General features: G+C 61.8%; 24 protein-coding genes. 13 read left to right on the top strand and 11 right to left on the bottom strand.

What is annotated here, in order from left to right; genetic code table 11:
- Positions 1–136 precede the first annotated feature (136 nt).
- The 3 genes from AC07OF_RS14580 (at position 137) to AC07OF_RS14570 (ending at position 2,692) form a co-directional block, all read left to right on the top strand.
- Positions 137–913 (top strand): IclR family transcriptional regulator, encoded by a 777-nt coding sequence (locus AC07OF_RS14580; protein WP_157194320.1) that lies wholly within the window; start codon positions 137–139, stop codon positions 911–913.
- A 68-nt stretch (positions 914–981) separates the two neighbouring features.
- Positions 982–1,797 carry a sugar phosphate isomerase/epimerase family protein gene (locus tag AC07OF_RS14575; RefSeq protein ID WP_495073037.1) on the top strand — a complete coding sequence of 272 codons (816 nt, stop codon included), beginning with the start codon at positions 982–984 and terminating at the stop codon, positions 1,795–1,797.
- Positions 1,798–1,813: 16 nt separating this feature from the next.
- Positions 1,814–2,692 carry a DMT family transporter gene (locus tag AC07OF_RS14570; protein WP_157194318.1) on the top strand — a complete coding sequence of 293 codons (879 nt, stop codon included), beginning with the start codon at positions 1,814–1,816 and terminating at the stop codon, positions 2,690–2,692.
- On the opposite strand, the gene AC07OF_RS14565 is transcribed toward AC07OF_RS14570, so the two are convergent.
- Positions 2,689–4,029 carry an MFS transporter gene (locus AC07OF_RS14565; RefSeq protein ID WP_157194317.1) on the bottom strand — a complete coding sequence of 447 codons (1,341 nt, stop codon included), beginning with the start codon at positions 4,027–4,029 and terminating at the stop codon, positions 2,689–2,691. The two genes, AC07OF_RS14570 and AC07OF_RS14565, sit on opposite strands and share 4 nt — an antisense overlap.
- Before the next feature lie 302 nt (positions 4,030–4,331).
- Here AC07OF_RS14565 and quiC point away from each other — a divergent pair, with 302 nt between their 5' ends.
- Together quiC and AC07OF_RS14555 are read left to right on the top strand one after the other, a co-directional pair.
- A complete protein-coding gene (gene quiC / locus AC07OF_RS14560; RefSeq protein WP_495073036.1) occupies positions 4,332–6,239 on the top strand; it encodes a 3-dehydroshikimate dehydratase QuiC in 1,908 nt (635 codons plus the stop codon).
- Between the two features lie 77 nt (positions 6,240–6,316).
- Positions 6,317–6,985: a TetR/AcrR family transcriptional regulator gene (locus AC07OF_RS14555; RefSeq protein WP_038614903.1), complete on the top strand. Its 669-nt coding sequence runs from the start codon at positions 6,317–6,319 to the stop codon at positions 6,983–6,985.
- 73 nt (positions 6,986–7,058) lie between these two features.
- Here the strand turns inward: AC07OF_RS14555 and AC07OF_RS14550 are convergent, their stop codons facing one another.
- Positions 7,059–7,919 (bottom strand): shikimate dehydrogenase, encoded by an 861-nt coding sequence (locus tag AC07OF_RS14550; protein WP_495073035.1) that lies wholly within the window; start codon positions 7,917–7,919, stop codon positions 7,059–7,061.
- A 160-nt stretch (positions 7,920–8,079) separates the two neighbouring features.
- Between AC07OF_RS14550 and AC07OF_RS14545 the strand changes: the two genes are divergently transcribed.
- Positions 8,080–9,249, top strand: a complete 1,170-nt coding sequence (locus AC07OF_RS14545) for an alkaline phosphatase family protein (protein WP_495073034.1) — start codon at positions 8,080–8,082, stop codon at positions 9,247–9,249.
- 16 nt (positions 9,250–9,265) lie between these two features.
- On the opposite strand, the gene AC07OF_RS14540 is transcribed toward AC07OF_RS14545, so the two are convergent.
- The 4 genes from AC07OF_RS14540 to AC07OF_RS14525 form a co-directional block, all read right to left on the bottom strand.
- On the bottom strand, positions 9,266–9,712 hold the full coding sequence (locus AC07OF_RS14540) for a cupin domain-containing protein (RefSeq protein ID WP_495073033.1): 447 nt from the start codon (positions 9,710–9,712) through the stop codon (positions 9,266–9,268).
- A gap of 100 nt (positions 9,713–9,812) precedes the next feature.
- Positions 9,813–10,718 (bottom strand): LysR family transcriptional regulator, encoded by a 906-nt coding sequence (locus AC07OF_RS14535; protein ID WP_495073032.1) that lies wholly within the window; start codon positions 10,716–10,718, stop codon positions 9,813–9,815.
- Between the two features lie 72 nt (positions 10,719–10,790).
- A complete protein-coding gene (gene trmA / locus AC07OF_RS14530; protein WP_157194311.1) occupies positions 10,791–11,876 on the bottom strand; it encodes a tRNA (uridine(54)-C5)-methyltransferase TrmA in 1,086 nt (361 codons plus the stop codon).
- Complete coding sequence (locus AC07OF_RS14525; RefSeq protein ID WP_157194310.1) at positions 11,873–13,168, bottom strand: NCS2 family permease; 1,296 nt, start codon at positions 13,166–13,168, stop codon at positions 11,873–11,875. The genes trmA and AC07OF_RS14525 overlap by 4 nt, the downstream gene beginning before the upstream one ends.
- Before the next feature lie 215 nt (positions 13,169–13,383).
- Here AC07OF_RS14525 and AC07OF_RS14520 point away from each other — a divergent pair, with 215 nt between their 5' ends.
- Both AC07OF_RS14520 and AC07OF_RS14515 read left to right on the top strand, forming a co-directional pair.
- Positions 13,384–13,863 (top strand): GNAT family N-acetyltransferase, encoded by a 480-nt coding sequence (locus AC07OF_RS14520; RefSeq protein ID WP_495073031.1) that lies wholly within the window; start codon positions 13,384–13,386, stop codon positions 13,861–13,863.
- 38 nt (positions 13,864–13,901) lie between these two features.
- Positions 13,902–14,450, top strand: a complete 549-nt coding sequence (locus tag AC07OF_RS14515) for a DJ-1 family glyoxalase III (RefSeq protein ID WP_157194308.1) — start codon at positions 13,902–13,904, stop codon at positions 14,448–14,450.
- Between the two features lie 97 nt (positions 14,451–14,547).
- Here AC07OF_RS14515 and AC07OF_RS14510 read toward each other — a convergent pair whose 3' ends face one another.
- Positions 14,548–15,777, bottom strand: coding sequence for an MFS transporter (locus AC07OF_RS14510; RefSeq protein ID WP_157194307.1), 1,230 nt, complete (start codon positions 15,775–15,777; stop codon positions 14,548–14,550).
- Between the two features lie 358 nt (positions 15,778–16,135).
- Here AC07OF_RS14510 and AC07OF_RS14505 point away from each other — a divergent pair, with 358 nt between their 5' ends.
- Genes AC07OF_RS14505 through AC07OF_RS14495 form a run of 3 tightly spaced genes read left to right on the top strand, consistent with a single transcriptional unit; the run spans position 16,136 to position 18,754 of the window.
- Complete coding sequence (locus tag AC07OF_RS14505) at positions 16,136–17,575, top strand: cytochrome ubiquinol oxidase subunit I (protein WP_476446033.1); 1,440 nt, start codon at positions 16,136–16,138, stop codon at positions 17,573–17,575.
- A 3-nt stretch (positions 17,576–17,578) separates the two neighbouring features.
- Positions 17,579–18,586: a cytochrome d ubiquinol oxidase subunit II gene (cydB, locus tag AC07OF_RS14500; RefSeq protein WP_038614873.1), complete on the top strand. Its 1,008-nt coding sequence runs from the start codon at positions 17,579–17,581 to the stop codon at positions 18,584–18,586.
- A 12-nt stretch (positions 18,587–18,598) separates the two neighbouring features.
- A complete protein-coding gene (locus AC07OF_RS14495; RefSeq protein ID WP_157194305.1) occupies positions 18,599–18,754 on the top strand; it encodes a DUF2474 domain-containing protein in 156 nt (51 codons plus the stop codon).
- Positions 18,755–18,837: 83 nt separating this feature from the next.
- Here AC07OF_RS14495 and AC07OF_RS14490 read toward each other — a convergent pair whose 3' ends face one another.
- Together AC07OF_RS14490 and AC07OF_RS14485 are read right to left on the bottom strand one after the other, a co-directional pair.
- Positions 18,838–19,962 carry a methyltransferase gene (locus AC07OF_RS14490; RefSeq protein WP_157194810.1) on the bottom strand — a complete coding sequence of 375 codons (1,125 nt, stop codon included), beginning with the start codon at positions 19,960–19,962 and terminating at the stop codon, positions 18,838–18,840.
- Positions 19,963–20,050: 88 nt separating this feature from the next.
- A complete protein-coding gene (locus AC07OF_RS14485; protein WP_157194304.1) occupies positions 20,051–20,758 on the bottom strand; it encodes an autoinducer binding domain-containing protein in 708 nt (235 codons plus the stop codon).
- A 244-nt stretch (positions 20,759–21,002) separates the two neighbouring features.
- On the opposite strand from AC07OF_RS14485, the gene AC07OF_RS14480 reads away from it, so the two are divergent.
- Positions 21,003–21,779, top strand: a complete 777-nt coding sequence (locus AC07OF_RS14480) for a ferredoxin--NADP reductase (protein ID WP_157194303.1) — start codon at positions 21,003–21,005, stop codon at positions 21,777–21,779.
- Between the two features lie 48 nt (positions 21,780–21,827).
- Here AC07OF_RS14480 and mscL read toward each other — a convergent pair whose 3' ends face one another.
- Complete coding sequence (mscL, locus tag AC07OF_RS14475) at positions 21,828–22,241, bottom strand: large-conductance mechanosensitive channel protein MscL (RefSeq protein ID WP_157194302.1); 414 nt, start codon at positions 22,239–22,241, stop codon at positions 21,828–21,830.
- Between the two features lie 174 nt (positions 22,242–22,415).
- On the opposite strand from mscL, the gene radA reads away from it, so the two are divergent.
- The gene (gene radA, locus AC07OF_RS14470) at positions 22,416–23,783 is read left to right on the top strand and encodes a DNA repair protein RadA (RefSeq protein WP_038614855.1); all 1,368 of its coding nucleotides are present in this window, start codon (positions 22,416–22,418) and stop codon (positions 23,781–23,783) included.
- A gap of 153 nt (positions 23,784–23,936) precedes the next feature.
- Here the strand turns inward: radA and AC07OF_RS14465 are convergent, their stop codons facing one another.
- Entirely contained in the window at positions 23,937–25,457 is a 1,521-nt protein-coding gene (locus tag AC07OF_RS14465) for a nucleobase:cation symporter-2 family protein (protein WP_038614852.1), read from the bottom strand.
- Positions 25,458–25,559 lie beyond the last annotated feature (102 nt).

Here is a 25,559-nt window from a genome sequence, read left to right as displayed (position 1 = left end):
AACAAGATTCCATATTCTATGATTCGAAGCGCTGCCCGGCCAAGCGGCCAGGCGACAAAGTGGGCGAAGATCGGACAGTGTTTTGCGCTTTGCCTCGCGCTCTTTAGAATCGGCAAAATTTTCAGGGACCATGACCATGGCCGGCAGTCAGATCGAACGTGCGTTCAGCCTTCTCGAACGCCTCACCAGCGAACCCCGCGGGCTGCCCCTGCAGACCCTGGCCGAGGAGCTGGATATCCCCAAGAGCGCCACCCACCGCATGCTCGCCGAGCTGATGCGCCTGGGTTATGTGCGGCAGAACCTGGAGAGTAGCCGTTACCACCTGAGCACTCGCCTGGTGGCCATGGGCTTTCGCTACCTGGCCAGCAGCGGCGCCGATATCGTTCAGCCGATTCTCGATCAGCTGGCGCAGCAGACCGGTGAGCTGGTGCGCCTGGGAGTGATCGACGGTGACCGCCAGACCTGGATCGCCAAGGCCCAGGGCGCCCGTTCCGGCCTGCGTTACGACCCGGATATGGGCCGTGATGCACCGCTGTTCTACACCGCTTCCGGGCATGCCTGGCTGTCCAGCCTCAGCGATGCCCAGGCGCTGGTGCTGGTGGAGCGCCAGGGCATTGCCCGGCGTGAAGACTTCGGCCCCAATGCGCCGGCTTCCAACGCCGAACTGCTTGAACGCCTGCGCCTGGCGCGTGAGCACGGTTATGCCTGGGTGGTGGAAAGCTCGGCGGTGGGCACTTCGGCACTGGCGGCGGTGGTGCGTCATCCGCTCGATGGTCATGCGGTGGGGGTGCTCAGCGTGGCCGGGCCCAGTGCGCGGATGAGCGAGGCGCGCATGCACGAGCTGGCGCCGGTATTGCTGGCGGCAGCGGCGGAGTTGTCGGCGGCAAGTCCGGCGTCGGAGTTGTTTGTTTAAAAAAGCATTGCGCTAAAAGTGGAACTTGGTTCTAAATATTCCCATTCCACTTTCCGAGATCACAAACAATGACGCAACGCGTGATGTCCCTCGCCGCCCTGACGGTACTTGAGCTGTCGCCTGTGGCAATGGTCGAAGTCGCCGCTCGCGCCGGCTACAGCCATGTCGGCCTGCGCCTGGAACCGGCCACGCCTGAGGAGCATCACTTCCCGCTGGTAGCGGATGCCGGGCTGCGCCGCCAGACTGCCGCACGCCTGCGCGATACCGGCATCAAGGTGCTGGACGTGGAGATCCTGCGGCTCAAGGCAGAGACCCGTGTCGCCGATTTCGAGGCCCAGCTGGCCGTCGGCGCCGAGTTCGGTGCCAGCGAACTGCTGGTGGCCGGCAATGACCCCGATGAATCACGCCTGACCGCGCACTTCGCCGAGCTGTGCGATCTGGCCGGGCAATACGGCCTGCACCCGCACCTGGAGTTCATGCCCTGGACCGATGCCAGCAACCTCACCCAGGCACTGCGCATTGTCGAGCAGGCCGGGCGTGACAACGGTTGCGTACTGGTCGACGCCTTCCATTTCGACCGTTCGGCCTCGTCGTTGGATGACCTGCGCCAGATCGCCCCTTCACGCCTGCGTTATGCTCAGCTGTGCGATGTGGCAGGACCGCGTCCTGACGACATGGCCGAGATCCTGCGTCAGGCGCGCAATGAGCGGCGCTTCCCCGGTGACGGTGATTGCGATCTGGCCGGGCTGCTGGGCAGTCTGCCGCCGTCGATTCCCTTGAGCCTGGAGATTCCCACCCGGCAGTTGTACGAACAGGGTATCAGTGCCCTGCAACGGGCTCAGATGGCCCTGGACAAAACCCGCCAGCTGCTCCTGCAGCACTGACCTGCGAGCCGACCCCATGCCCCGTCCCAGCGCGCTCAACGATACCAGCCAGCCACTGCGGGGGATTCTGCTGGTGGTGCTGGCGATGTTCCTGTTTGCCAGCCATGACGCTCTGTCCAAATACCTGGCCGGGTTCTATCCGATTCTCTGGGTGGTCTGGGCCCGCTATCTGGTGCACACCCTGCTGATGATGGCGATCTTCCTGCCGCAGTCCGGGTTGCGTGTGTTACGCACGCGGCGGCCGGGGCTGCAGGCCTTGCGCGCACTGTGTCTGCTGGGCACCAGCCTGCTGTTTACCACCGCCTTGCAGTACATCCCGCTTGCCGAAGCGACCGCGGTCAACTTCCTCGCGCCCTTGCTGGTGACGGCGTTGTCCTTGCCGTTGCTGGGCGAGAAGGTGACCCGTGGCCAGTGGGTGGCGGTGCTGGTGAGTTTCGTCGGAGTGACGGTGATCGTCCATCCCGGCGGCGCATTGTTCACCCCGGCAGTGCTGCTGCCTTTCGGTTCGGCGCTGTGTTTCTGCTTTTACCAATTGCTGACCCGCAAGCTCAGCGGAATCGACAGCCCGACCACCAGCAACTTCTTTACCGGGGTGCTCAATACGCTGGTGATGAGTGCCATCGTGCCGATGTTCTGGCAAACGCCGAGCCTGATCCACGGGTTGATGGCGGTGGCGCTCGGTACCTGTGGGATGACCGCGCACCTGTTCCTGACCCAGGCTTTCCGCCACGCGCCACCGGCCATGCTGGCGCCGTTCAGTTACTGTCAGATCGTGTTCGCCGGGATACTCGGCCTGGTGCTGTTCGGACACAGCCCGGACATGGCCGGGCTGGTCGGTATCGCGCTGATCTGCCTCAGTGGCCTGGGCGCTGCCTGGTTGCAGCGCAAGCCTTAGCCTTCGACCTTCGGCACCTTGCGCGGGGCCATCAGGTACATCCAGGTCAGGGCAATGAAGTACATGGCCGGGATCATGGTGAACAGCAAGGTGTAGTTGTTGTTGGTGGTGGTCAGGATGTAGCCCACCAACTGGGTCATGAACATCCCGCCGATGGCCGCGCACATGCCACCGAAACCGAACACCGTACTCATCATGTGCTTGGGCGTGTAGTCCATCACCAGGCTCCAGATATTGGCGGTCCAGGCCTGGTGCGCGGCGATTGCCAGGGAGATGGCCAGAACCGCAACCCACAGGCTGCTGGCGCCTGCGGCGAAGATCACGCCGATGATGGTGATCGCAAACAACAGCATCGACAGCAGGCGAGCCTTGACCGGCGCCATGCCACGGCCAATCAGGAACGACGAAAGGATACCGCCGCCAACACTGCCGAAGTCGGCGCTGATGTAGATGACGATCAGCGGAATACCCATCTGCGTCACGCTGATGCCCAGGTTGTACTGCTGGTTGAGGAACGGCGGCAGCCAGTACAGGTAGAACCAGAACACCGGTGCGGTCATCGAGTAGGCCAGGGCGAAGGCCCAGGTGCCGCGCATGCGCAGGATGCGCGAAAAGGGCACGCGCGCCTGTTCCGGTTCCTTTTCGCCCTGTACGTAGGCCAGTTCTTCCTTGCTGACGCTTGGATGGTCTTCCGGATTGAAGTACTTCAGGCCCCAGAAAATCACCCACACCAGGCCGAGCGCGGCCATGCCCATGAATGCGGCCTGCCAGCCCCAGACGGTGAGAATCAGCGGCAACAGCATCGGCGTGAACATCGCCCCGACGTTGGTCCCGGCGTTGAAGATGCCGGTGGCCACCGCCCGCTCGCCGGCCGGGAACCACAGGCGGGTGGTCTTGACGCAGGCCGGGTAGTTGGCGGCTTCGGTCAGGCCGAGAATGAAGCGGCAGACCATGAAACCCACCGCCGAAGTGGCCAGGCCGTGAGCACCGGTGGCCAGGCTCCATAGCAGCACGGCGCAGAAGAACACGCGCTTGACGCCGATGCGGTCGATCAACCGGCCCTGGAGGACGAAGCCGATGGCATAGCCGACCTGGAACCAGAAGTTGATGTTGGCGTAATCCATCGCCGTCCAGCTCATCTCCTTGGCCAGGATCGGCTGCATGACGCCCAGGGCGGCGCGGTCGATGTAGTTCAGGGTGGTGGCAAAGAACACCAGGGCAAGCATGACCCAACGGGTCTTGCCGACCGCCATGGCGCCACGGATCTTGTCGCCGATGCCGGCGTGCGGGTTGCTGGCCAGCGGCTGGGCCATGCGGGAACTGTGCGAATGGATCATGGGAGGGTTACCCGTATTTTTATGTTTATGGGTCAAGCCTTGGTCACGCAACGCTAAGGACGCCGGGGTGTACGGCTGTCGGTTGGAACGGCAGGGGTCGAGGCGCTTTTGGCGCGTCGAGCATCACTGCCCGGTGTCGAAATGGTGCGCCTGTGGTCAAAAAAGGGTCAATTCGTAGAACGCTATTATGGGCGATAATCGAACACAAAACTAACCAGTTAGTACCTTTTTAATTGAGCAAAAAGTGTGCAACGCCAATAATCGCAGCATCCGGGTTTTGCCTGCCCATCGGAGCCATAAAAATGCAGCGTTCAATTGCCACCGTGTCCTTGAGCGGTACCTTGCCTGAAAAACTCGACGCCATTGCCGCCGCGGGCTTTGACGGGGTCGAGATCTTCGAAAACGACTTGCTCTACTACGCCGGCAGCCCGCGGGAAATCCGCCAGCGCTGCGCCGACCTGGGCCTGGCAATCACCCTGTTTCAGCCGTTTCGCGATTTCGAAGGCTGCCGCCGTGAGCGGCTGGCGCGCAACCTGGACCGTGCCGAGCGCAAGTTCGACCTGATGCAGGAGCTGGGGACCGATCTGGTGCTGGTATGCAGCAACGTGGCTGCCGATGCACTGGGCGAGCGCCAGGTGCTGGTCGACGACCTGCGTCTGCTGGCCGAACGCGCCGGGGCCCGCGATCTGCGCATCGGTTACGAAGCATTGGCCTGGGGCCGGCATGTGAACACCTGGCAGCAGGTCTGGGACATCGTCAAGGCTGCGGACCATGCCAGCCTGGGGATGATTCTCGACAGTTTTCATACCCTGTCGCTCAAGGGCGACCCGAGTGCGATCGCCGAGGTCCCCGGCGACAAGATCTTCTTCGTGCAGATGGCTGATGCACCGCTGCTGGCGATGGATGTACTGGAGTGGAGCCGGCATTTTCGCTGCTTCCCGGGGCAGGGCGAGTTTGATCTGGCGGGCTTTCTGGCACCGATTCTGGCCAGCGGCTATCGCGGGCCGTTGTCGCTGGAAATCTTCAACGATGGTTTCCGCGCTGCGCCACCGCGCGCCAATGCCGCCGACGGTCTGCGTTCGCTGCTGTATCTGGAGGAGAAGACCCGCCAGCGTCTTGCACAGCAGACCGCGCAAGCGCAGGACGATCTATTGTTCGCGCCACCGCCAGCCAGTGCCTACGATGGCATCGAGTTTCTTGAATTTGCCGTTGACGACGCCCTCGGCGCCAAGCTGGGTAACTGGCTGGAACGCCTGGGCTTCACCCGTACCGGTACCCATCGCTCGAAGAATGTCAGTTTGCTGCGCCAGGGCGATATCAACCTGATCCTCAACGCCGAGCCTTATTCGTTTGCCCACAACTTTTTCGAAAGCCATGGCCCGTCCTTGTGCGCCACGGCAATCCGGGTCAAGGACAGCGCCCAGGCGCTGGCGCGCGCGGTGGCCTTCCATGGCCAGCCTTACCGCGGCCTGGTCGGACCTAACGAGCGCGAGCTGGCTGCGGTGCGTGCGCCCGATGGCAGCCTGATCTACCTGGTCGATCAAGACGCCGAAGGGCGGACCATCTACGATACCGATTTCAGCCTGGTGCAAGCCTCGGGTAACAGCCTCGGCCTCAAGCGCATCGATCACATGGCCCTGGCCTTGCCGGCCGATGGCCTGGACAGTTGGGCGCTGTTCTACAAAAGCCTGCTGGACTTCACCGCCGATGACGAAGTGGTCCTGCCTGATCCTTATGGCCTGGTAAAAAGCCGGGCGCTGCGCAGCCGTTGCAGTTCGATCCGCCTGCCGTTGAACATCTCGGAAAACCGCAACACCGCCATCGCCCATGCCCTGTCGCATTATCGCGGCTCGGGTGTGCATCACATCGCCTTCGACTGCGACGACATCTTTGCCGCGGTCAAGCAAGCCAAGGAGGCCGGTGTGGCGTTGCTCGACATCCCGCTCAACTATTACGACGACCTGGCTGCGCGCTTTGATTTCGACGACGAGTTCCTCAGTGAGCTGGCTTATTACAACGTGCTCTATGACCGTGACGCCCAGGGCGGCGAGCTGTTTCATGTGTATACCGAACCGTTCGAGGAGCGCTTTTTCTTCGAGGTCCTGCAGCGGCGCAATGGCTACAGTGGCTACGGCGCGGCCAACGTCGCCGTGCGTCTGGCGGCCATGGCCAAGGCCCGTGCGGGTACCCCGACACAGGCCCGCTTGTAGGGTGGGGGCCGGCAGGCTTTCTTCCTTATCTCCCGGGGCTCATAATCACCGGGTTAACCGTTGGCCACGAGTCCCGTATGACAACTACTCCAGCACTCTGCGCCGCCCCTGAACCGGTGGCGCGCAAGGGGCGCAAGAACAATCCGGAAAAGACCCGCGAGAACATTCTCCAGGCGGCGATCAGCGAGTTCGTCCAGCAAGGGCTGGCTGGCGCCCGGGTCGATGCCATCGCCGAGCGCACCCAGACCTCCAAGCGCATGATCTACTACTACTTCAACAGCAAGGAGCAGTTGTACGTCGAGGTGCTGGAGAAGCTCTACGGTGATATCCGCAACACCGAGAGCAGCCTGCACCTGGCTGAACTGGAGCCGCGTCAGGGCATTCGCCGGCTGGTGGAGTTCACCTTCGATCACCATGATCGCAACGTCGATTTCGTGCGTATCGTCTGCAACGAGAACATGCATCACGGCGAGTATGTGAAGCGCTCTGCGGTCATTCGCTCGATGAACAAGACCGTGCTCAATGCGCTGGACGAGATCCTGCGCCGCGGGGCTGCCGAGGGGGTCTTCCGTCAGGGCCTGGAGGCGCTGGACGTACACCTGTTGATCAGTTCGTTCTGCTTCTACCGGGTGTCGAACCGCAACACCTTTGGCGAGATCTTCCAGGTTGATTTCGAAGACGCAGCGCTCAAGGCGCGTCATCGCGAGATGATTTGCGAGTCGGTGCTGAGGTTTTTGCAGGCTTGACTGAATCGCGGGGCAAGCCCGCTCCCACAGGTGATGTTCACCCTGTGGGAGCGGGCTTGCCCCGCGATGCTTTTCAGCTACCCATACTATTGAAGTGTTCAAGCATCCGCGCCGCATCCGGCTGCAAGCCACTGAACAGCTCAAACGCCTTCACCGCCTGAAACACCGCCATGTTCGAACCATCCAGGGTGCGACAGCCCAAGGCCCGGGCCTCGCGCAGCAGTTCGGTTTGCAGCGGAAAGTAGACGATCTCCGCCACCCACAGATCAGCCCTCAGCAATACCTTGGGCACCGGCATGCCCGGCAGTTTGGCCATGCCCATCGGCGTGGTGTTGACCAGGCCATCGGCTTCGCCCAGTGTATGGGCCAGGTCGTGCCCGACGTGGGCATGGTTGCCGTCGAAATGCGCATTGAGGTTATCCACCAACGCCTGAGCCCGAGCCAACTCGACATCGAATACCGTCAACTGCCCGACCCCTTCGGCCAGCAGCGCATGGGCCACCGCAGCCCCGGCACCGCCAGCGCCCATCTGCACCACATGACGACGTGGCGCGTCGCTCAAGCCGCGACGGAAGCCTTCGGCGAAACCCAGGCAGTCGGTGTTGTGGCCGATACGCTTGCCGTCCTTGAGCACCACGGTATTGACCGCGCCAATGCCTCGGGCCTCGGCGGAGAGGTCATCGAGCAACGGCAGGATTGCCTGTTTGCACGGGAAGGTGATGTTCAGGCCGGTGTAACCCATGGCTTCGGCAGCGCTGAGCAGTTGCTCCAGGGCGCTGCTGTCGAGTTTCAACTGATCCAGGTCGATCAGCCGGTACAGGTAGTTAAGGCCCAGGGCTTGGCCTTCGTGCTCGTGCAGGGCCGGGGTGCGTGAGGCCTGGATACCTGCACCGATCAGGCCGGCGAGGATGCCAGGAGAGGGGGCCGGATTCATGGGAAAACTCCATTGTTGTTCTTGGGAAGAGGCTTTTGCTGAAAATGTACCGTTTGGTTAATTTGGTCAATCGATCAACGCGGCCACGGGCGTTTTTCTGTGCGCTGATCGCACAGCCTGTGCTACACCTGTTGATTCGCACCTGCCCACGGAGGGAGACATGGCAATGCCGTTCAACGACTCGCAGTTGCTGGGTGAAACCTGGCCGGGCCTGGCCAACCTGACCCAGTCGATCCTCGCCGCCCTCGGTGGCCAGGGCTTTCGCAACAGCTTCCGCCTGGATCGCTCGCAGGCGACCTGCCTGCTGCTGATCGACGGCCTGGGCTGGAACCTGCTCCAGGCCCACGCCCGGCACGCGCCATTCCTCGCCTCATTGATGCAGCCGGATTCGTATTTTCGCGTGGGCTTTCCGGCGACCACCGCCACCAGCCTGGCCTCGGTGAGCTCGGGGCTTGGCAGCGGTGCGCATGGCATTGTCGGCTGCAGCTTTGCCCTGGATCAGCAGACCGAGTTGTCGCCGTTATCGTGGACCACTGCTGCGCTGCAAGCCGAAGCACAGCCAGCTGCAGCACCGGCACCGGAATCGTTCATCGTGCCGCCCGATGCCTGGAGCCTGGCCAGCGCGCAGGGCATTGCCATCAGCACGGTCATGCTCGGCCGCTATGCCAACTCGGCGTTCAGCCAGGCGATCTACAAGGCCGGGCGGATACTCCCGGCCCCGGCCTATGACGCCTACCCGGAACTGATCAATGCAGCGCTGGCGACTGAAGAACCGGCCTTCTGCTTTGCCTATTTCGGCGACCTGGATTTTGCCGGGCACCTGTTCGGTCCGGGCTCCGAGGGTTGGCTCAAGCAACTGGAAGTCGCCGACCAGCTGGCTGAGGCCATCGCCCGCAAGCTACCGGAGCGGGTGCAATTGATGGTCATCGCCGATCACGGCATGCTGGCGCTGGACAGCGACCAGGTGCGTGACTTCGACCTCGACCCGGTGTTGCAGGAGGGCGTGGGCGCCATCGCCGGTGATATCCGCGCGCGCTACCTGTACGTGCCGAGCCAGCAGGACCGTGTGCACCAGCGCTGGCAGAATCACTTGGGCGACCACTACAGGGTGTTGTCCAAGGCCCAGGCGATTGCCGCGGGTCTGTTCGGAGATGTCTTGCTCAGCCAGGCCGAGGCGCGGATTGGCGATCTGATCGTGGTGCCGACCGGGGCGGGCGGGATTATTCGCAGCGAAGTGGAAAAGCACGCCAGTCAATGGCGAGGGCACCATGGTGCGCTGACGGATGAAGACCAGCAGGTGCCCTTGTTGATGTGCGCGGGGCAGGGCTGATGGAGCGGCCTCGGGCTCAGCCTTTCACCGGTACCAGGTCGAAGTTGTCGGCCTGGTACTGGAACAGCAGGCAGTCAGCCGCGGCGGTGCAGCCGCTTTCATGCACCAGATTGGCCGGCAGCTTGTAGTACGAGCCCGCTGGATACTCGGTGCGCACCTTGTCGATCACGGCGTAGAAAGTGCCTTTCAGGACCACTGTTGGCAGGCTCTGGCGGTGGGTGTGCAGACCGTTGTCGGTACCCGCCTTGAAGGTGACAAAGGCCGAGTAGTCACCCTTGCCGAAAATATCCCCCTCAGTGTTGGCGTAAGTGACGGCGCCGTTGGTGTTGGGTACGGCCTGCCATTGCAGAGTGGAGTTGGGCAGCGAGATCAGTGCTGCTGGTTCGGTCTCGCTCTGGGCAACCACGGTAGTGGCAGAGGCGGTGAGGATCAGGCCGAACAGGGAGGTTTTCAAAGCTTTCATGGCGATAACCTTCGTTGAGTGGAGTGCGCGAAGGTTAATTGAACGCTTGATGCAGAAATACGCCAATTAGAGGTCATGATTTGTGCGTTTTTTGCACCAATTACATCAGCCAGCGTGGGGCCCGATAGTAGTCCTGAAGGTAATCCAGCAGTGCGCGAACCTTGGGCGCCAGGTAGCGGCTTTGCGGGTAGAGCGCATACAGGGTGCGCGCAGGTTGTTGCCAGTCCGGCAGCAGTTGCACCAGGCGGCCATCCTGCAAGGCGTCGTGGACTATGAAACGGTCAAAGCTGGCGATGCCCAGGCCACCGATAGCGGCGGCCCGTAGTGCCATCGGCGAGTTGGCGCTGACACGGCTGGGCATCAGCACCTCACGTTGGCTGCCCGAAGGCCCGACCAGTTGCAGGCGCTGCGGTTGAGCGAGGCGGTTGTAGCCGAGCAGCGGATGTTCGCCCAGGTTGTCGGCCGTGATCGCGTTTGGCAGGCGCTTGAGGTACGACGCGGCGGCGACCAGTATCACTTCACTCGGCGCCAGCGTGCGTGCCACCAGGCTGGAGTCCGGCAAGTGATCGGTGACCCGCAGGCACAGGTCGATGCCCTCATCGAGCATATCGACGAAGCGGTCGGTACAGCTCAGTTCAATCTGCAACCCGGTGAAGCGTTCGACGAAGCCGGGTAGCCAGTGACCCAGTTCCAGTTCGCCAAACGCACTGGACACGCTCAAGCGCAAGGTGCCGGAGGGTTGCTGCTGGTGCTCGGAAAGCTCCAGCGTCATTGCCTCCATCTGATCGAGAATCTGCACGCAGTGACGGTAGAACAGCGCACCCGCTTCGGTCAGTTGCAGGCGCCGGGTGGTGCGGTTGAGCAGTTGACTGCCGAGCTGGCGTTCGAGGTTCTTCACCTGCCGCGACAGCACTGTATGGGATTGGCCCGCGAGGGCGGCAGCGGCGCTGAAGCTGCCGTGCTCGACCACCCGGCGGAAGGACTGCATGGCGCTGAACTGGTCCATCAGAGGGCGATGCTCCTTGAGATCTGCGGCCCGTTGCAGGCGCTGGCACAGCCGGCGCCTGCAACGCCGGGGTCAACGGCGAACCAGCAACACCCCACTCTCCATGTGATGGGTATACGGAAACTGGTCAAACAACGCGCAACGCTCGATGCGGTGTGTGTCGTGCAACTGGGCGATGTTCGCCGCCAGGGTTTCCGGGTTGCAGGAGATGTACAGGATATTGTCGAAGCGCCGGGTCAGCTCGCAGGTGTCCGGGTCCATGCCGGCACGCGGCGGGTCGACGAACACGCTGCCGAACTGGTAGCTCTTCAGGTCGATGCCTTCCAGACGGCGGAACGGGCGTACTTCGTTGAGCGCCTCGGTCAGCTCTTCGGCGGACAGGCGCACCAGGCGCACGTTATCCACCGCATTGTCGTCGAGGTTGTGCAGCGCGGCGTTGACCGAGGTCTTGCTGATCTCGGTGGCCAGCACCTTGCGCACCCGGGTCGCCAGCGGCAGGGTGAAGTTGCCGTTGCCGCAGTACAGCTCGAGCAGGTCGTCCTGACGCTCGCCGAGGGCCTCGTAGGCCCAGTTGAGCATCTTCTGGTTCACCGCGCCGTTAGGCTGAGTGAAGGCGCCTTCCGGCTGGCGATAGCGGAAGTTGCGTCCGGCGATCTGCAGTTCTTCTACTGCGTAATCGCGACCGATCACCACACGTTTGCCCTTGGAGCGGCCGATGATGCTGACATCCAGGTCTTTGCCCAACTGCTGCGCGGCGGCTTCCCAGTGCTCGTCCAGCGGACGGTGGTAGCACAGGGTGATCATCGCGTCGCCGGCCAGGGTGGTGAGGAACTCGACCTGGAACAGCTTGAAGCTCAGCGCCGAGCTGGCCTGCCAGGCGGCCTTGAGCCGCGGCATCAGTTCGTTGATGCGCAGGCTGGCGATCGGGAAGTCTTCGATCAGGATCGGCGTGTGCTTCTCGCCCGGAGCGAACATCGCATAGAAGCGTTGCTCGTTTTCGCGCCACAGGCGGAACTCGGCGCGCAGGCGATAGTGCTCGCGTGGCGAGTCGAATACCGCAGGTTCCGGGGCATCGAAAGGCGCCAGCAGCTCGCGCAGGCGCGCGGCCTTGGCGTCGAGCTGCTGGGTGTAGGTCGAAGGGTCGAAGACAGCACTCATGCGTTGAACCAGCCCAGCTTGATGACGAACAGGATCGAGAGGATCACCAGCGCCGGGTTCAGGTCGCGGCGACGGCCGGAGAGCAGCTTGATCGCAGTCCAGGAAATGAAACCGAAGGCGATGCCGTTGGCGATCGAGTAGGTCAGCGGCATGGCCAGGGCGGTGATCACCACTGGCGCGGCTTCGGTGACGTCGTCCCAGTTTATTTCAGCCAGGCCCGAAGCCATCAACACGGCGACGAACAACAGTGCCGGTGCGGTGGCGAAAGCCGGCACGCTGCCGGCCAGCGGGGCGAAGAACAGTGCAAGCAGGAACAGGATGGCGACGACGATGGCAGTCAGGCCGGTGCGTCCGCCAGCACTCACGCCGGCAGCCGACTCGATGTAGCTGGTGGTGGTCGAGGTGCCCAGCAGGGAACCGGCCATGGCCGCGGTACTGTCAGCGATCAGGGCGCGGCCCATCTTCGGCATATGACCGTCCTTGCGCATCAGGCCGGCGCGTTTGGCAACGCCGATCAGGGTGCCGGAGTTGTCGAACAGGTCCACGAACAGGAAGGCGAAGATCACGCTGACCAGGCCGACATCCAGGGCACCCTTGATGTCCAGTTGCAGGAAAGTCGGGGCCAGCGAAGGCGGCATCGAGACCACGCCCGCGAACGGGGTGACGCCCAGGGCGATCGAGGCCACGGTCACCGCCAGGATGCCGATCAGTACTGCGCCACGAACCTTCAGTGCTTCCAGGGCGACAATCAGGAAAAAGCCCAGGGTGGCGAGGATCGGCGCCGGTTGCTTGAGGTCGCCCAGGCCCACCAGGGTCGCCTGGTTATCGACGACGATACCGGCGTTGTGCAGGGCGATCAGTGCCAGGAACAGACCGATACCGGCAGCAATGGCCGAACGCAGTGGTAGCGGAATGCTGTTGACGATCCACTCACGGATACGAAAGATCGACAGCAGGAAGAACAGCACCGCTGAAATGAATACCGCACCCAGGGCCACCTGCCAGGTGTGGCCCATGTGCAGGACCACGGTGTAGGTGAAGAAGGCGTTCAGGCCCATACCCGGCGCCAGGGCGATCGGGTAGTTGGCGATCAGGCCCATGGTGGTCGAGCCGATGGCAGCTGCCAGACAGGTGGCAACGAACAGCGCGCCCTTGTCCATGCCGGTCTCGCCGAGAATGCTCGGGTTGACGAACAGGATATAGGCCATGGCCAGGAAGGTGGTCACGCCCGCGAGAATTTCGGTGCGGACATTGGTGTCGTGTGCTTTTAGTTGAAACAGCCTTTCCAGCATGCCTGCTCCCCGTGGCGCGCCCCGGCGCCGTGAATGTATCGACCCCCTCAGCAAAGCACAGACCGTACCGGACGGTTTGTGGAATTTGATTGGGCCGGAAAAAAGCCGCGCATCATACCAGCATGCTTGGCCAGCGGTAATTATTGTCGCGATACACTGCAGATATCTGCAGGTTCTGCGCCGATTCCCCCACATCCCCCTCATGAGAGCCCGCTGTGCAACTGATTGATTACCGCGACCTGAGCCAGGCCCAGCGCGACCAGCTGGTCGGCATCCAGGTGCACCCCGAGCAACTGCGCTATTGCGGCGATATGGCCAGTGCGCTGTACATCCTGCTGAGTACTGAAAGCGATGACATGCGCGGTGTGGTGCTATTGCTCGATGCCGAGCCCAGGGCCTTTCTGTTGCTCCAGCGCGGGGCGTTCCTGCCGCCCTGGGCCGCGGCCGATGCGGCCACGATCAGTGCCTTGCAGGTGGATCGACGCATACAGGGGCGCGGCCTGGGACGATTTTGTATGCAGGCATTACCCGGTTGGGTTCGCGCTTGCTGGCCGGATGTTCGCCGCCTGCAATTGTCGGTGGAACCAGACAATCACGCCGCCCTGGCGTTGTACCGGGGGACTGGCTGGATTGACAGCGGTAATGGCTATCGCGCCCTCAAGGGCTACGAGTGTCAACTGACCCTCATGCTGTGAGCGACTACGCTTTATCCATACCCCGACGGAGTGCAGTCATGACCCACAGAGCCCTGATCGTAATTGCTGAAGGCGTGGATGATCTGCAGAGCGTGACCCTGATCGACGTGTTGCGCCGCGCCGAAGTTGAAGTGGTGGTGGCCAGCATCGAAGGCCGGCGCATGCTTACCTGCGCCCGTGGCACGCGCTTGACCGCCGACGGCATGTTGGTGGACTTGCTTGCCCAGCCGTTCGAACTGATCGTGTTGCCGGGGGGCGAGAAAGGGGGGCAGCACATGGCGGTGCACCAACCGCTGACACAGCGGGTAGTGGAGCAGGCCAAAGCCGGCAAGTTTTTTGCCGCGATTGGCGAAGGGCCCTTGGCATTGCAGGCTTTCGGGGTGCTGCGTCAGCGGCGCATGACCTGTCATCCGGATGTCAGTCAGCAGCTCTCCGGGTGCAGTTTCGTTGACCAGCCGGTGGTGGTGGACGGTAACTGCATTACTGCACAGGGCTCGGGAGCGGCGTTGGCGTTTGCTTTGACGCTGGTGGAACAGGTGGCGGGAAAGGCGGCTCGTAACCGAGTTGCGGGACAGTTGCAGGTATAACAGTTCTGGCTTCATCGCCGGCAAGGCCGGCTCCCACCAGGTCCGGTGCTTACACATCCTGTGGGAGCCGGCCTTGCCGGCGATGAGGCCCTTGAGATCAACCCAGGGACTTGCTGTGCATATGATCCCTTCCGGCCAGGCTCGGGAACAGCTTGATCCACACCCCGGTCACCACCAGCGTCCCGACCCCGCCGAGCACTACTGCCGGCACGGTACCGAACCAGTGCGCAGTCAGCCCTGACTCGAATTCGCCAAGCTGGTTGGACGCGCCGATGAACAGCCCGTTCACCGCACTGACCCGGCCACGCATCTCATCCGGTGTCTCCAGCTGCACGAAGGCGCCGCGAATCACCATGCTGATCATGTCGGCTGCGCCGAGCACGGCCAGCACCGCCAGCGAGAACCAGAACGAGGTCGACAGGCCGAAGGCGATGGTGGCTACACCAAAGATCCCGACAGCGGTGAACATCACCCGACCGACCTTGCGCTCCACCGGAAAGCGCGCCAGCCACAGCGACATCAGCAAGGCTCCCACCGCTGGCGCCGAGCGCAACAGGCCAAGGCCCCAGGGCCCGGTAAGCAGGATGTCCTTGGCGAACACCGGCAGCAGTGCGGTTGCGCCGCCGAGCAATACGGCGAACAGATCCAGGGAGATGGCGCCGAGGATGTCCGGGCGGCTGCGGATAAAGCGAATCCCGGCCAGCAAGGAGTCAAGGCTGGCGCGGCCTTGCTGAGGCGCTTGCGGTCGCACACTGAGGCTCAGGGTCAGCAGGCAAGCCGTCACGTACAGCAGCACAGTCGGGCCGTACACCCAGACACTGCCAAATGCATAGAGGAAACCGCCCACCGCGGGGGCGACGATGGTTGCCGCCTGCATCGCCGAGGCCGAGGCCGCTACTGCGCGGGGAAACAGCGCAGAGGGCACTACGTTCGGCAGCAGTGCCTGGGTCGCCGGCATTTCGAAGGAGCGGGCGCTGCCGAGCAGAAAGGCGAGGATGAAGATCAGTTCGCGGCTGACATTGCCGGTACTGCTGCCGACCACCAGGGCCAGGGCGATCAAGGCCTGAGCCGACTGGCACAGGGCGGCGACGCGGCGCCGGTCGTAGCGGTCGGCGACATGCCCGGTGTGCAGCATGAACAGCACCCGCGGGGCGAACTCCACCAGACCAACCAGGCCAAGGTCGAGGACGTTGCCGGTCAACTGGTAAAGGTGCCAGCCGATGGCCACGGTGAGCATCTGGAAGCCACTGGCGGTACACACCCGCGCCAACCAGAACGCGAGGAAAGGGCGATGGTGACGCAACAACAGCGGCGGATGGGCTGACATCGGCGAAACAGAGCCTCGGCGAGGGAAACAGCGGTGCAGATTATCACCAGTTTGTAACGGCGAGTTACAAGAAGGTCGGGCAATGCGCCGTTTGTGCACTGTTTTGGGGCGCACAAAACCGTGCACAACTGATCTGCGGCAATGAACCACACAACCGCGCGGACCTTTCAGGACTATCCTTTCAGGCAGCCGTTGATCTGGATCAATAGTTTCATTTGCAACGGTGGGCCAGAACGGCCGAATTCCCTGCGTTGTGAAGTACTCAGAACAATTCCAACTAGCCACACTCAACTACCGTGGGGGCAGTTGGCGCCAAGGCCCATCGCCTGACGCCGGATTACCTGACAGAGGAAGCACTATGTTCGGATTAGAGGCCCTAGATCTCGCCCGAATTCAGTTCGCGTTTACCGTGTCTTTTCACATCCTGTTTCCGGCCATCACCATTGGCCTGGCGAGTTACCTGGCGGTGCTCGAAGGCTTGTGGCTGAAGACCAACAACAGTGTCTACCGTGACCTTTACCACTTCTGGTCGAAAATCTTTGCCGTCAACTTCGGCATGGGTGTGGTCTCCGGTCTGGTCATGGCCTATCAGTTCGGTACCAACTGGAGCAAGTTCTCCGACTTTGCCGGCTCCGTCACCGGACCGCTTTTGACCTATGAAGTGCTTACCGCCTTCTTCCTCGAGGCCGGTTTCCTCGGCGTCATGCTGTTTGGCTGGAACCGTGTCGGCCGTGGCCTGCACTTCTTTGCCACGGTCATGGTGGCCATCGGTACGATCATTTCCACGTTCTGGATTCTTGCCTCCAACAGCTGGATGCAGACCCCGCAGGGTTACGAAATCGTCAACGGCGTTGTAGTCCCGGTGGACTGGTTCGCGGTGATCTTCAACCCGTCGTTCCCTTATCGCCTGCTGCACATGGCCACCGCGGCGTTCGTTGCCACGGCGTTCTTCGTTGGCGCTTCGGCGGCCTGGCACCTGCTGCGTGGGCGTGACAACCCGGCGATCCGCAAAATGCTCTCGATGGCGATGTGGATGGCCCTGATCGTCGCGCCGATTCAGGCGGTGATCGGTGACTTCCATGGCTTGAACACCCTCAAGCACCAGCCGGTGAAAATCGCCGCGATCGAAGGTCACTGGGAGAATGTCGGTGACGAGCCGACCCCGCTGATTCTCTTCGGCATTCCCGACATGGAAGCCGAGACCACCCGCTTCAAGCTGGAAATTCCGGCCCTGGGCAGTCTGATCCTGACCCACAGCCTGGACAAGCAAGTACCGGCGATGAAGGAGTTCCCGAAGGAAGACCGGCCTAACTCCACCGTGGTGTTCTGGTCGTTCCGGATCATGGTGGGTCTGGGCATGCTGATGATCTTCGTCGGCCTCTGGAGCCTGTGGCTGCGCAAGCGCGACAAGATCTACAGCTCGCGTCCGTTCCTCTACCTGACCTTGTGGATGGGCCCGTCCGGCCTGATCGCGATCCTCGCCGGCTGGTTCACGACCGAGGTTGGCCGTCAGCCCTGGGTGGTCTATGGCGTGATGCGTACTGCCGATGGTGTCTCGAACCACAGCTATACCCAGCTGGGCGTGACCCTGGTGATGTTCGTGGTGGTCTATTTCGCCCTGTTCGGTGCGGGTCTGGGCTACATGATGCGTCTGGTGCGCAAAGGGCCGAAAACCGGCGAGGGCGAAGAGCCGATCAAAGGCGGACCTGGCCAGAAACGCACGCCGGCACGGCCGTTGTCTGCTGCCGATGACGATCACGACGATCGCGAGCACACCAGCCTGAACAAGGGGAACTGAGTCATGGGTATTGATCTTCCACTGATCTGGGCCGTGATCATTATCTTCGGCATCATGATGTACGTGGTCATGGATGGTTTCGACCTGGGGATCGGCATTCTCTTCCCCTTCGTCAAAGGCGAGCAGGACCGTGACGTGATGATGAACACCGTCGCGCCGGTCTGGGACGGTAACGAAACCTGGCTGGTACTCGGCGGTGCGGCGCTGTTCGGCGCCTTCCCGCTGGCCTATGCGGTCGTGCTGTCGGCACTTTACCTGCCGCTGATGCTGATGCTGGTGGGCTTGATCTTCCGCGGTGTGGCGTTCGAGTTCCGCTTCAAGGCCACGGCCGAAAAGCGTCACCTGTGGGACAAGGCGTTTATCGGCGGTTCGCTCGCGGCGACCTTCTTCCAGGGCGTGGCTCTGGGTGCCTTCATTGAAGGTTTCAAGGTGGTCGACCGTAGCTATGCCGGTGGTGCCTTCGACTGGCTGACCCCGTTCAGTCTGTTCTGCGGGCTGGGGCTGATTGTTGCCTATGCCTTGCTCGGCTGCACCTGGCTGATCATGAAAACCGAAGGCAAGCTGCAACTGCAGATGCATGACCTGGCGCGTCCTTTGGCCCTGGTGCTGCTGGCCGTGACCGGTATCGTCAGTATCTGGACGCCGCTGGCGCACCCGGAGATCGCCTCGCGCTGGTTCACCCTGCCTAACCTGTTCTGGTTCCTGCCGGTGCCGATCCTGGTGCTGGTGACCCTCTACGGTTTGCTCAAGGCGGTGGCACGCAACGCGCACTACACCCCGTTCCTGCTGACCCTGGCGTTGATCTTCCTTGGCTACAGTGGCCTTGGCATCAGCCTGTGGCCGAACATCATTCCACCGTCGGTTTCGATCTGGGACGCTGCCGCACCACCGCAGAGCCAGGGCTTCATGCTGGTGGGGGCGCTGTTCATCATTCCGTTCATCCTTGGCTACACCTTCTGGAGCTACTACGTGTTCCGCGGCAAGGTGACCCACGAGGATGGCTACCACTAGGAGGGCCTGGCAATGACCGGCAAACACACCTTCGATGAAGAGAAAAAGCCGCTCTGGCAACGGCTGGGCTGGCTGGCGGTGATCTGGGCCGGCAGCGTGGCGGCCTTGGGGATTGTTGCCTGGCTGATGCGCATGTTTATGGCTGCCGCCGGATTAAGCACCCACTAATAGCGCATTTCCCATCCCGCCTTGCGGCGGATTTACCACCCTTCGCAGTGTGAGCTGCGAAGGGTTTTTTTTGGGCTACTGCATCATTTACGCGCTTTGAGCACCACGAACTTCGGCGTCGCCGCCACCTGCTCAACGCCACGGAACAACCGCGCCAGCTTGCTGTGGTAGCCCAGATGGCGGTTGCCGACGATGTACAGCGCACCGCCGACCACCAGCGCTTCGCGGGCCTGCTGGAACATGCGCCAGGCGAGGAAGTCGCCGACCACTTGCTGTTGGTGGAACGGTGGATTGCACAGTACGACGTCCAGAGACTGTGCCGGCTGGCCAGCCAGGCCATCGTCGGCACGTACGCTGACTTCACGCTCGCCCAGCGCCGCTTGCCAGTTTTCCAGCGCCGACTGGGTGGCCATGTAGGACTCATCAACCAGGGTGTAGTGGGCTTGCGGGTTGCTCAAGGCACTGACGATAGCCAATACGCCATTACCGCAACCCAGATCGGCGACCCGGGCTGAGCCGAGGTTGTTGGGAAGGTGAGGCAGGAACGCGCGGGTGCCGATGTCCAGGCCTTCGCGGCAGAACACATTGGCATGGTTGAGCAGTTCCAGGCGTGGCGCATCCAGTTGGTAGCGCGTTGGGTAGGGGGAAGTGAATGCGCCTTTGTCCTCTACCGTGGCAATCAGCAGGCGGGCTTTTTTCTGCGCCAGCGATGCCTGTACCGGGCCGATGTATTTTTCCAGCAGATCACCGGCAGCGCGTGGCAGGTGCTTGATCATCGCGCCGGCAATCACCTGGGCTCCGGGTGCCAGATGAGCTTGCAAGCGGATCAGTTGCTCTTCGAGCAGGGCCAGGGTCTTGGGCACGCGCACCAGCACCCGGTCGAACGGGCCTTGCCAGTTGGCGTTGGCCGCAATGAATGGCAGCGCGTCGAAGGACTGGCCATTGCGCACCAGGTTTTTCTCCAGCGCCAGTCGGGCCAGGTACGAGTCGCCGCTGCTGGTGACCTGCAGGTGGCGGCTCAGGCTGATCGCCAAGGCCCCGAAGCTGTCATTGAGCACCAGCACACGGGTACTGGCTTCTGGCGATTGCTCGGCCAAATGCTGCAGCAGGTACTCGTCGGCAGCGTCGAAGGCTTGCAAGGGATCGTTGGCTTGCTCGGGCTGGCGAAGCAGATCGAGCTCGGCGAAGGGGCTGGTCAACAAGGGCATGGCGTTAAGGCTCTGAGACATGGTCGCGCGACGCAGTCGGCCGCGCTTTGCAGAGGCATGATTCTACAGGGCTTTGACTGGCAAGGGGCTAGTTCAACAGACCGCTCAGTGCAGCAATCGCAATGGCGCCGGCTTTGTTGCTGGTGTTCAGCTTGGTGATGATACTGCGGATATGGAAGTTTACCGTGCTTTGCGACAGGGCGAGGATGCGGGCGCATTCGGCAGCGGTTTTGCCAGCTGCAGACCACTTCAGCACTTCGGTTTCACGGGCGGAAAGGTGAAAGCAAGGAGTGGGGCTGGTTGACTGTCGGTTCAGCACCAGTGTGTGCATCACGTTGCACAGCCAGATGGTGTTCCCGGCCGAATTGTAGAACTCATTGGTATCGACCGGTGTATTGCTGCGGACCACGCTCAAGATGCTTTCGTTTTGATGCAAGCCGTGTGCTGATTGGCTCCAGCCGTACCGTAGCCCGTGCAGTCGGGCTTGTTCCCAGAATTCAGGTGTCTGTCGAAAGGTGTCATCGTCCCAGAGAATGGGCAGCAACGAGGTATGGCAATGGGCGACTATCGGGTCGATGTTCAAATAGTTGCAGCGCTGATAGCGCTCGTTCCAGGCTGTGGGATAGTTGTTGTAGGTCTTGAGCGTTGGCTGCTGGGACGCGGTGTGGATGTGCGTGGTGAATGAAAAGTATTCCATGCCGAGTTGTTGTACCAGAGACGCTGCCTGATCAAACATCCGTTGATGATTTGTTTCATTGAGCAGTTGTTGCAACTGTTCTTCCTTCCAATGGGGCATGGCAATAGCCTCCTGCTGATTGGATCCAAGCTTCACTGTCATGAAAAATCAGTGTAGGAAATACCTGACTCCGTTGCTGAGTTTTTTTCGCTACAAGCACAAGCGCTTTTTCGCCAGATTGGATCTTTGGCCGATATGAAAATCCGGGCGTTGAGTGTGGCCGTGGCGATGCCACTACAATCCAGCGGTGTTTATCCTGGCGCGATTGCGCGACACTGGGCGCATCTGTTTTTTGGAGTAAGTCATGACTGCCAGTGCTGAAAAGTTCACCCGCCAGACGTTGCTTGACGTCCAGCCGCTGACCCCAAGCCTGTTCAGCCTGCGCACCACGCGTGATCAGGGATTTCGCTTCCGCTCCGGTCAGTTCGCCCGCCTGGGGGTGACCAAGGCCGATGGCAGTGTGGTCTGGCGCGCTTATTCAATGGTCTCGTCGCCGTTTGACGAGCACCTGGATTTCTTTTCCATTGTGGTGCCGGGAGGGGAGTTCACCAGCGAGCTGAGTCGTCTGCGGGAAGGCGACAGCTTGTTGATCGATCGTCAGGCCTTTGGCTTTCTGACCCTGGACCGTTTTGTCGATGGCCGTGATCTGTGGTTGCTGGCCACAGGGACCGGCATCGCACCGTTCGTCTCGATCCTGCAGGACTTTGAAGTCTGGGAGCGCTTCGAGTCGATCAAACTGGTGTATTCGGTGCGAGAAGCCAAGGAGCTGGCGTATCTTGACCTCATCGCCGGTCTGGAGCAGCGTGACTACCTGGCCGAGTTTGCCGGCAAGTTGCAGTTCATTCCGGTGGTCACACGCGAACCGCATCCCGGCGCACTCAATGAGCGCATCACCACCCTGATCGAGAATGGAGAGCTCGAGCGCGCCGCGGGCCTGGCGCTGACGCCGGAGCATTCGCGGGTAATGCTCTGCGGTAATCCGCAGATGATCGACGACACCCGGCAGGTGCTCAAACAGCGTGGCCTGAACCTGAGCCTGAGCCGCCGCCCCGGGCAGGTAGCGGTAGAAAACTACTGGTAGGAGCTGGCGACAGCCTGCGATGGGCCGCATAGCGGCCCCGGGACGGATTCAGGGCTGCCGATTCTGCGACTTGAGCAGGTCGCGGATCTCGGTAAGCAGCTCCTCTTCCTTGGTCGGTACCGGTGGCAGGCTTGGCGCTTCGGCTTCTTCGCGTTTCAGGCGGTTGATCGCCTTGACGCCCATGAAGATCGCGAAGGCGACAATGATGAAGTCGAGAATGGTCTGGATGAATTTGCCATAGGCCAGCACCACTGCCGGGATATCGCCTTCGGCAGCTTTGAGGGTGACGGCAAGATCACTGAAGTCGACACCGCCGATCAGCAAGCCGATTGGTGGCATGATCACATCACCCACAAAGGATGAAACGATTTTGCCAAAGGCGGCGCCGATGATGATACCGACGGCCATGTCGACCACATTCCCTTTGACCGCAAAGGCCTTGAATTCACTGAGCACGCCCATGGTTTATTCCTTGTAACAGATGAGTTTGGTAAACGCAGTGTAATTCAGCTACACGCTTCATGCTCCGCGCTGCTGCTACAGACTGCAGTTATATCGAATAGTTTTGTCGTTTTATGTGGCCGCCCAGGTCACGCAGGTCGGCTATCATGGTCCCTTTTCCGAGGACCGTCCCCCATGGCCAAGGCCAAGCGCATGTACGGCTGCACTGAGTGCGGCGCGACCTTTCCGAAATGGGCCGGCCAGTGCGGTGAGTGCGGGGCCTGGAACACCCTGGTCGAGACCGTGCTGGAAAGCGGCGCTGCAGCGGCGCCCAGTGGCCGCACCGGCTGGGCCGGGCAGCAGGCGCAGATCAAGACCCTGGCCGAGGTCAGCGTCGAAGAGATCCCGCGCTTCAGCACCGCCAGCGCCGAGCTGGACCGGGTATTGGGCGGTGGCCTGGTTGACGGTTCGGTGGTACTGATCGGTGGCGACCCGGGTATCGGCAAGTCGACCATTCTCCTGCAAACCCTGTGCGCCATCGCTACGCGCATGCCCGCACTGTATGTCACCGGCGAAGAATCCCAGCAGCAGGTGGCGATGCGTGCCCGGCGCCTGGGATTGCCCCAGGATCAGTTGCGGGTAATGACCGAAACCTGCATCGAGGCAATCATCGCCACTGCCCGGGTGGAAAAGCCCAAGGTCATGGTGATCGATTCGATCCAGACCATTTTCACCGAGCAGTTGCAGTCGGCGCCTGGCGGTGTCTCCCAGGTGCGTGAGAGCGCCGCGTTGCTGGTGCGTTACGCCAAGCAAAGCGGCACGGCGATCTTCCTCGTCGGTCATGTCACCAAGGAAGGTGCGCTGGCAGGCCCGCGCGTGCTGGAGCACATGGTCGATACCGTGCTGTATTTCGAAGGCGAATCCGACGGCCGCCTGCGTTTGCTGCGAGCGGTGAAGAACCGTTTCGGTGCGGTCAATGAACTGGGCGTGTTCGGCATGACCGATCGCGGTTTGAAGGAGGTCTCCAACCCGTCGGCGATCTTCCTCACCCGCGCGCAGGAAGAGGTTCCCGGCAGTGTGGTCATGGCCACTTGGGAGGGCACCCGGCCGATGCTGGTGGAAGTCCAGGCGCTGGTCGATGACAGTCACCTGTCGAACCCGCGCCGGGTCACTCTGGGCCTGGACCAGAACCGCCTGGCCATGCTCCTGGCGGTGCTGCATCGCCATGGCGGTATTCCGACCCATGACCAGGATGTCTTCCTCAACGTGGTCGGTGGGGTCAAGGTGCTGGAGACCGCGTCCGACCTGGCGTTGATGGCGGCGATCATGTCCAGCTTGCGCAACCGTCCGCTGGATAACAGCCTGCTGGTATTCGGCGAAGTCGGCCTGTCGGGTGAGGTGCGTCCGGTGCCCAGCGGCCAGGAGCGTCTGAAAGAAGCGGCCAAGCATGGCTTCAAACGCGCCATCGTGCCCAAAGGCAATGCGCCCAAGGAAGCGCCACCAGGTTTGCAGGTGATTGCGGTCACCCGTCTGGAGCAAGCGCTGGATGCGTTGTTCGAGTAACAATCTGTGGGAGCGGGCTTGCCCGGCGATTGTGACTCGACTGACACACCGTAATCGCGGGGCAAGCCCGCTCCCACCGGTTTAGCTTCTACTTGCAGCGTAAATAAAAAAGGCCGGTGCACATGCACCGGCCTTTTTGTTGCGTAGCGTTGATCAATGCTCCGAAACGGCCTCTCGTCGTGCCGGAGGCTCGCCGTGTTCACCTTCGCCCATCACCGGAACCTCCTTGCCTTCGGCATTGAACAGCTTGCCGTCTTCGAAGTAGTCGCCGTCACGCAGGGCGGAGATATCCGAGTAGTGGATGGTACGTTCGTAGGCTGCGGCAAACACCGATTGCTGATCGGAGTTACCCACGGTGAAGTGGTTGAACACCAGGTTCAGGACAATGGCCATGATCGCTGCCGAGCTGATGCCGGAGTGGAAGATGGTCTCGAACCAGTTGGGGAATTGCGCATAGAAGTTCGGTGCGGCAATCGGGATCATGCCGAAGCCCAGCGAGGCGGCGACGATGATCAGGTTGACGTTGTTCTTGTAGCTGACCTTGGACAGGGTACGGATACCGCTGGCGGCCACGGTGCCGAACAGCACGATACCGGCACCACCGAGTACCGAGGTCGGTACTGCGGCAATCACCCGGCCCATGATCGGCAGCAGGCCGAGCACCACCAGGATCACCCCGCCGGTCGCTACGACGTAGCGGCTTTTCACCCCGGTCACGGCGACCAGGCCGACGTTCTGGGCGAAGGCGCTCTGGGTGAAGGAGCCGAAGATCGGCGCCAGGATGCTCGACGCCATGTCAGCGCGCAGGCCATTGCCCAGGCGTTTGGAGTCAACCTTGGTGTCGATGATTTCACCGACGGCGAGGATGTCGGCCGAGGTTTCCACCAGGGTCACCATGATCACGATGCACATCGACAGGATCGCAGCGATGTGGAAGGTCGGCATACCGAAGTGGAACGGGCTTGGCATTGCCACCAGCGGGCCTTCAAGCACCTTGCTGAAGTCAGCCATGCCCAGCGACCAGGCGATGAGGGTACCGATGACCATGGCCAGCAGGATCGACAGGCGCGAGATGGTGGCGCTGCCGAGCTTGCTTAGCACCAGCACGATAACGAAGGTCAGCGCGGCCAGGCCGATGTTGGCCATGCTGCCGAAATCCGGGGCCTTGCTGTTACCGCCCATGACCCAACGCGCAGCAACGGGCATCAAGGTCAGGCCGATGGTGGTGATGACGATACCGGTCACCAGTGGCGGGAAGTATTTGGTAATTCGCGAGAACACCGGGGTGATCAGGAAACCGATGAACGACGCGGCCATGACTGCACCCAATACTCCGGGCAAACCGCCACCGCCTTCACTGCTGAGGATCGCGCCCATGGTCGCGACACCGGCAAACGAGACCCCTTGCACCAGCGGCAGCTGGCAACCGAACCACGGCAGTCCGAGGGTTTGCAACAGGGTTGCCAGGCCGCCGGCAAACAGCGACGCAGCGATCAGTAGACCAATGTCCGCGGGAGTCAGGCCAGCGGCCTGACCGAGGATCAACGGCACGGCGACGATGCCGCCATACATGGTCAATACGTGTTGCAGGCCGTACGCCAGGTTGGCACCCAGGCCAAGGTTCTCGTCTTCGGGACGTGCTGCTGAAGACGTGCTAGAGGAGGACGTATTCATGAGGCGGGGTCTCTGTTTTATTGTTGTGGCGCTACTGTAGACAAGTCATACGCTATGAAGCCAGAACAATTGTATACAATTTTTAGATTGGCGTAGGAACAG

The sequence above is a fragment of the Pseudomonas sp. GW821-FHT10B02 genome (assembly GCF_059415665.1).
This window is presented reverse-complemented; position numbering and strand designations above follow the sequence as displayed.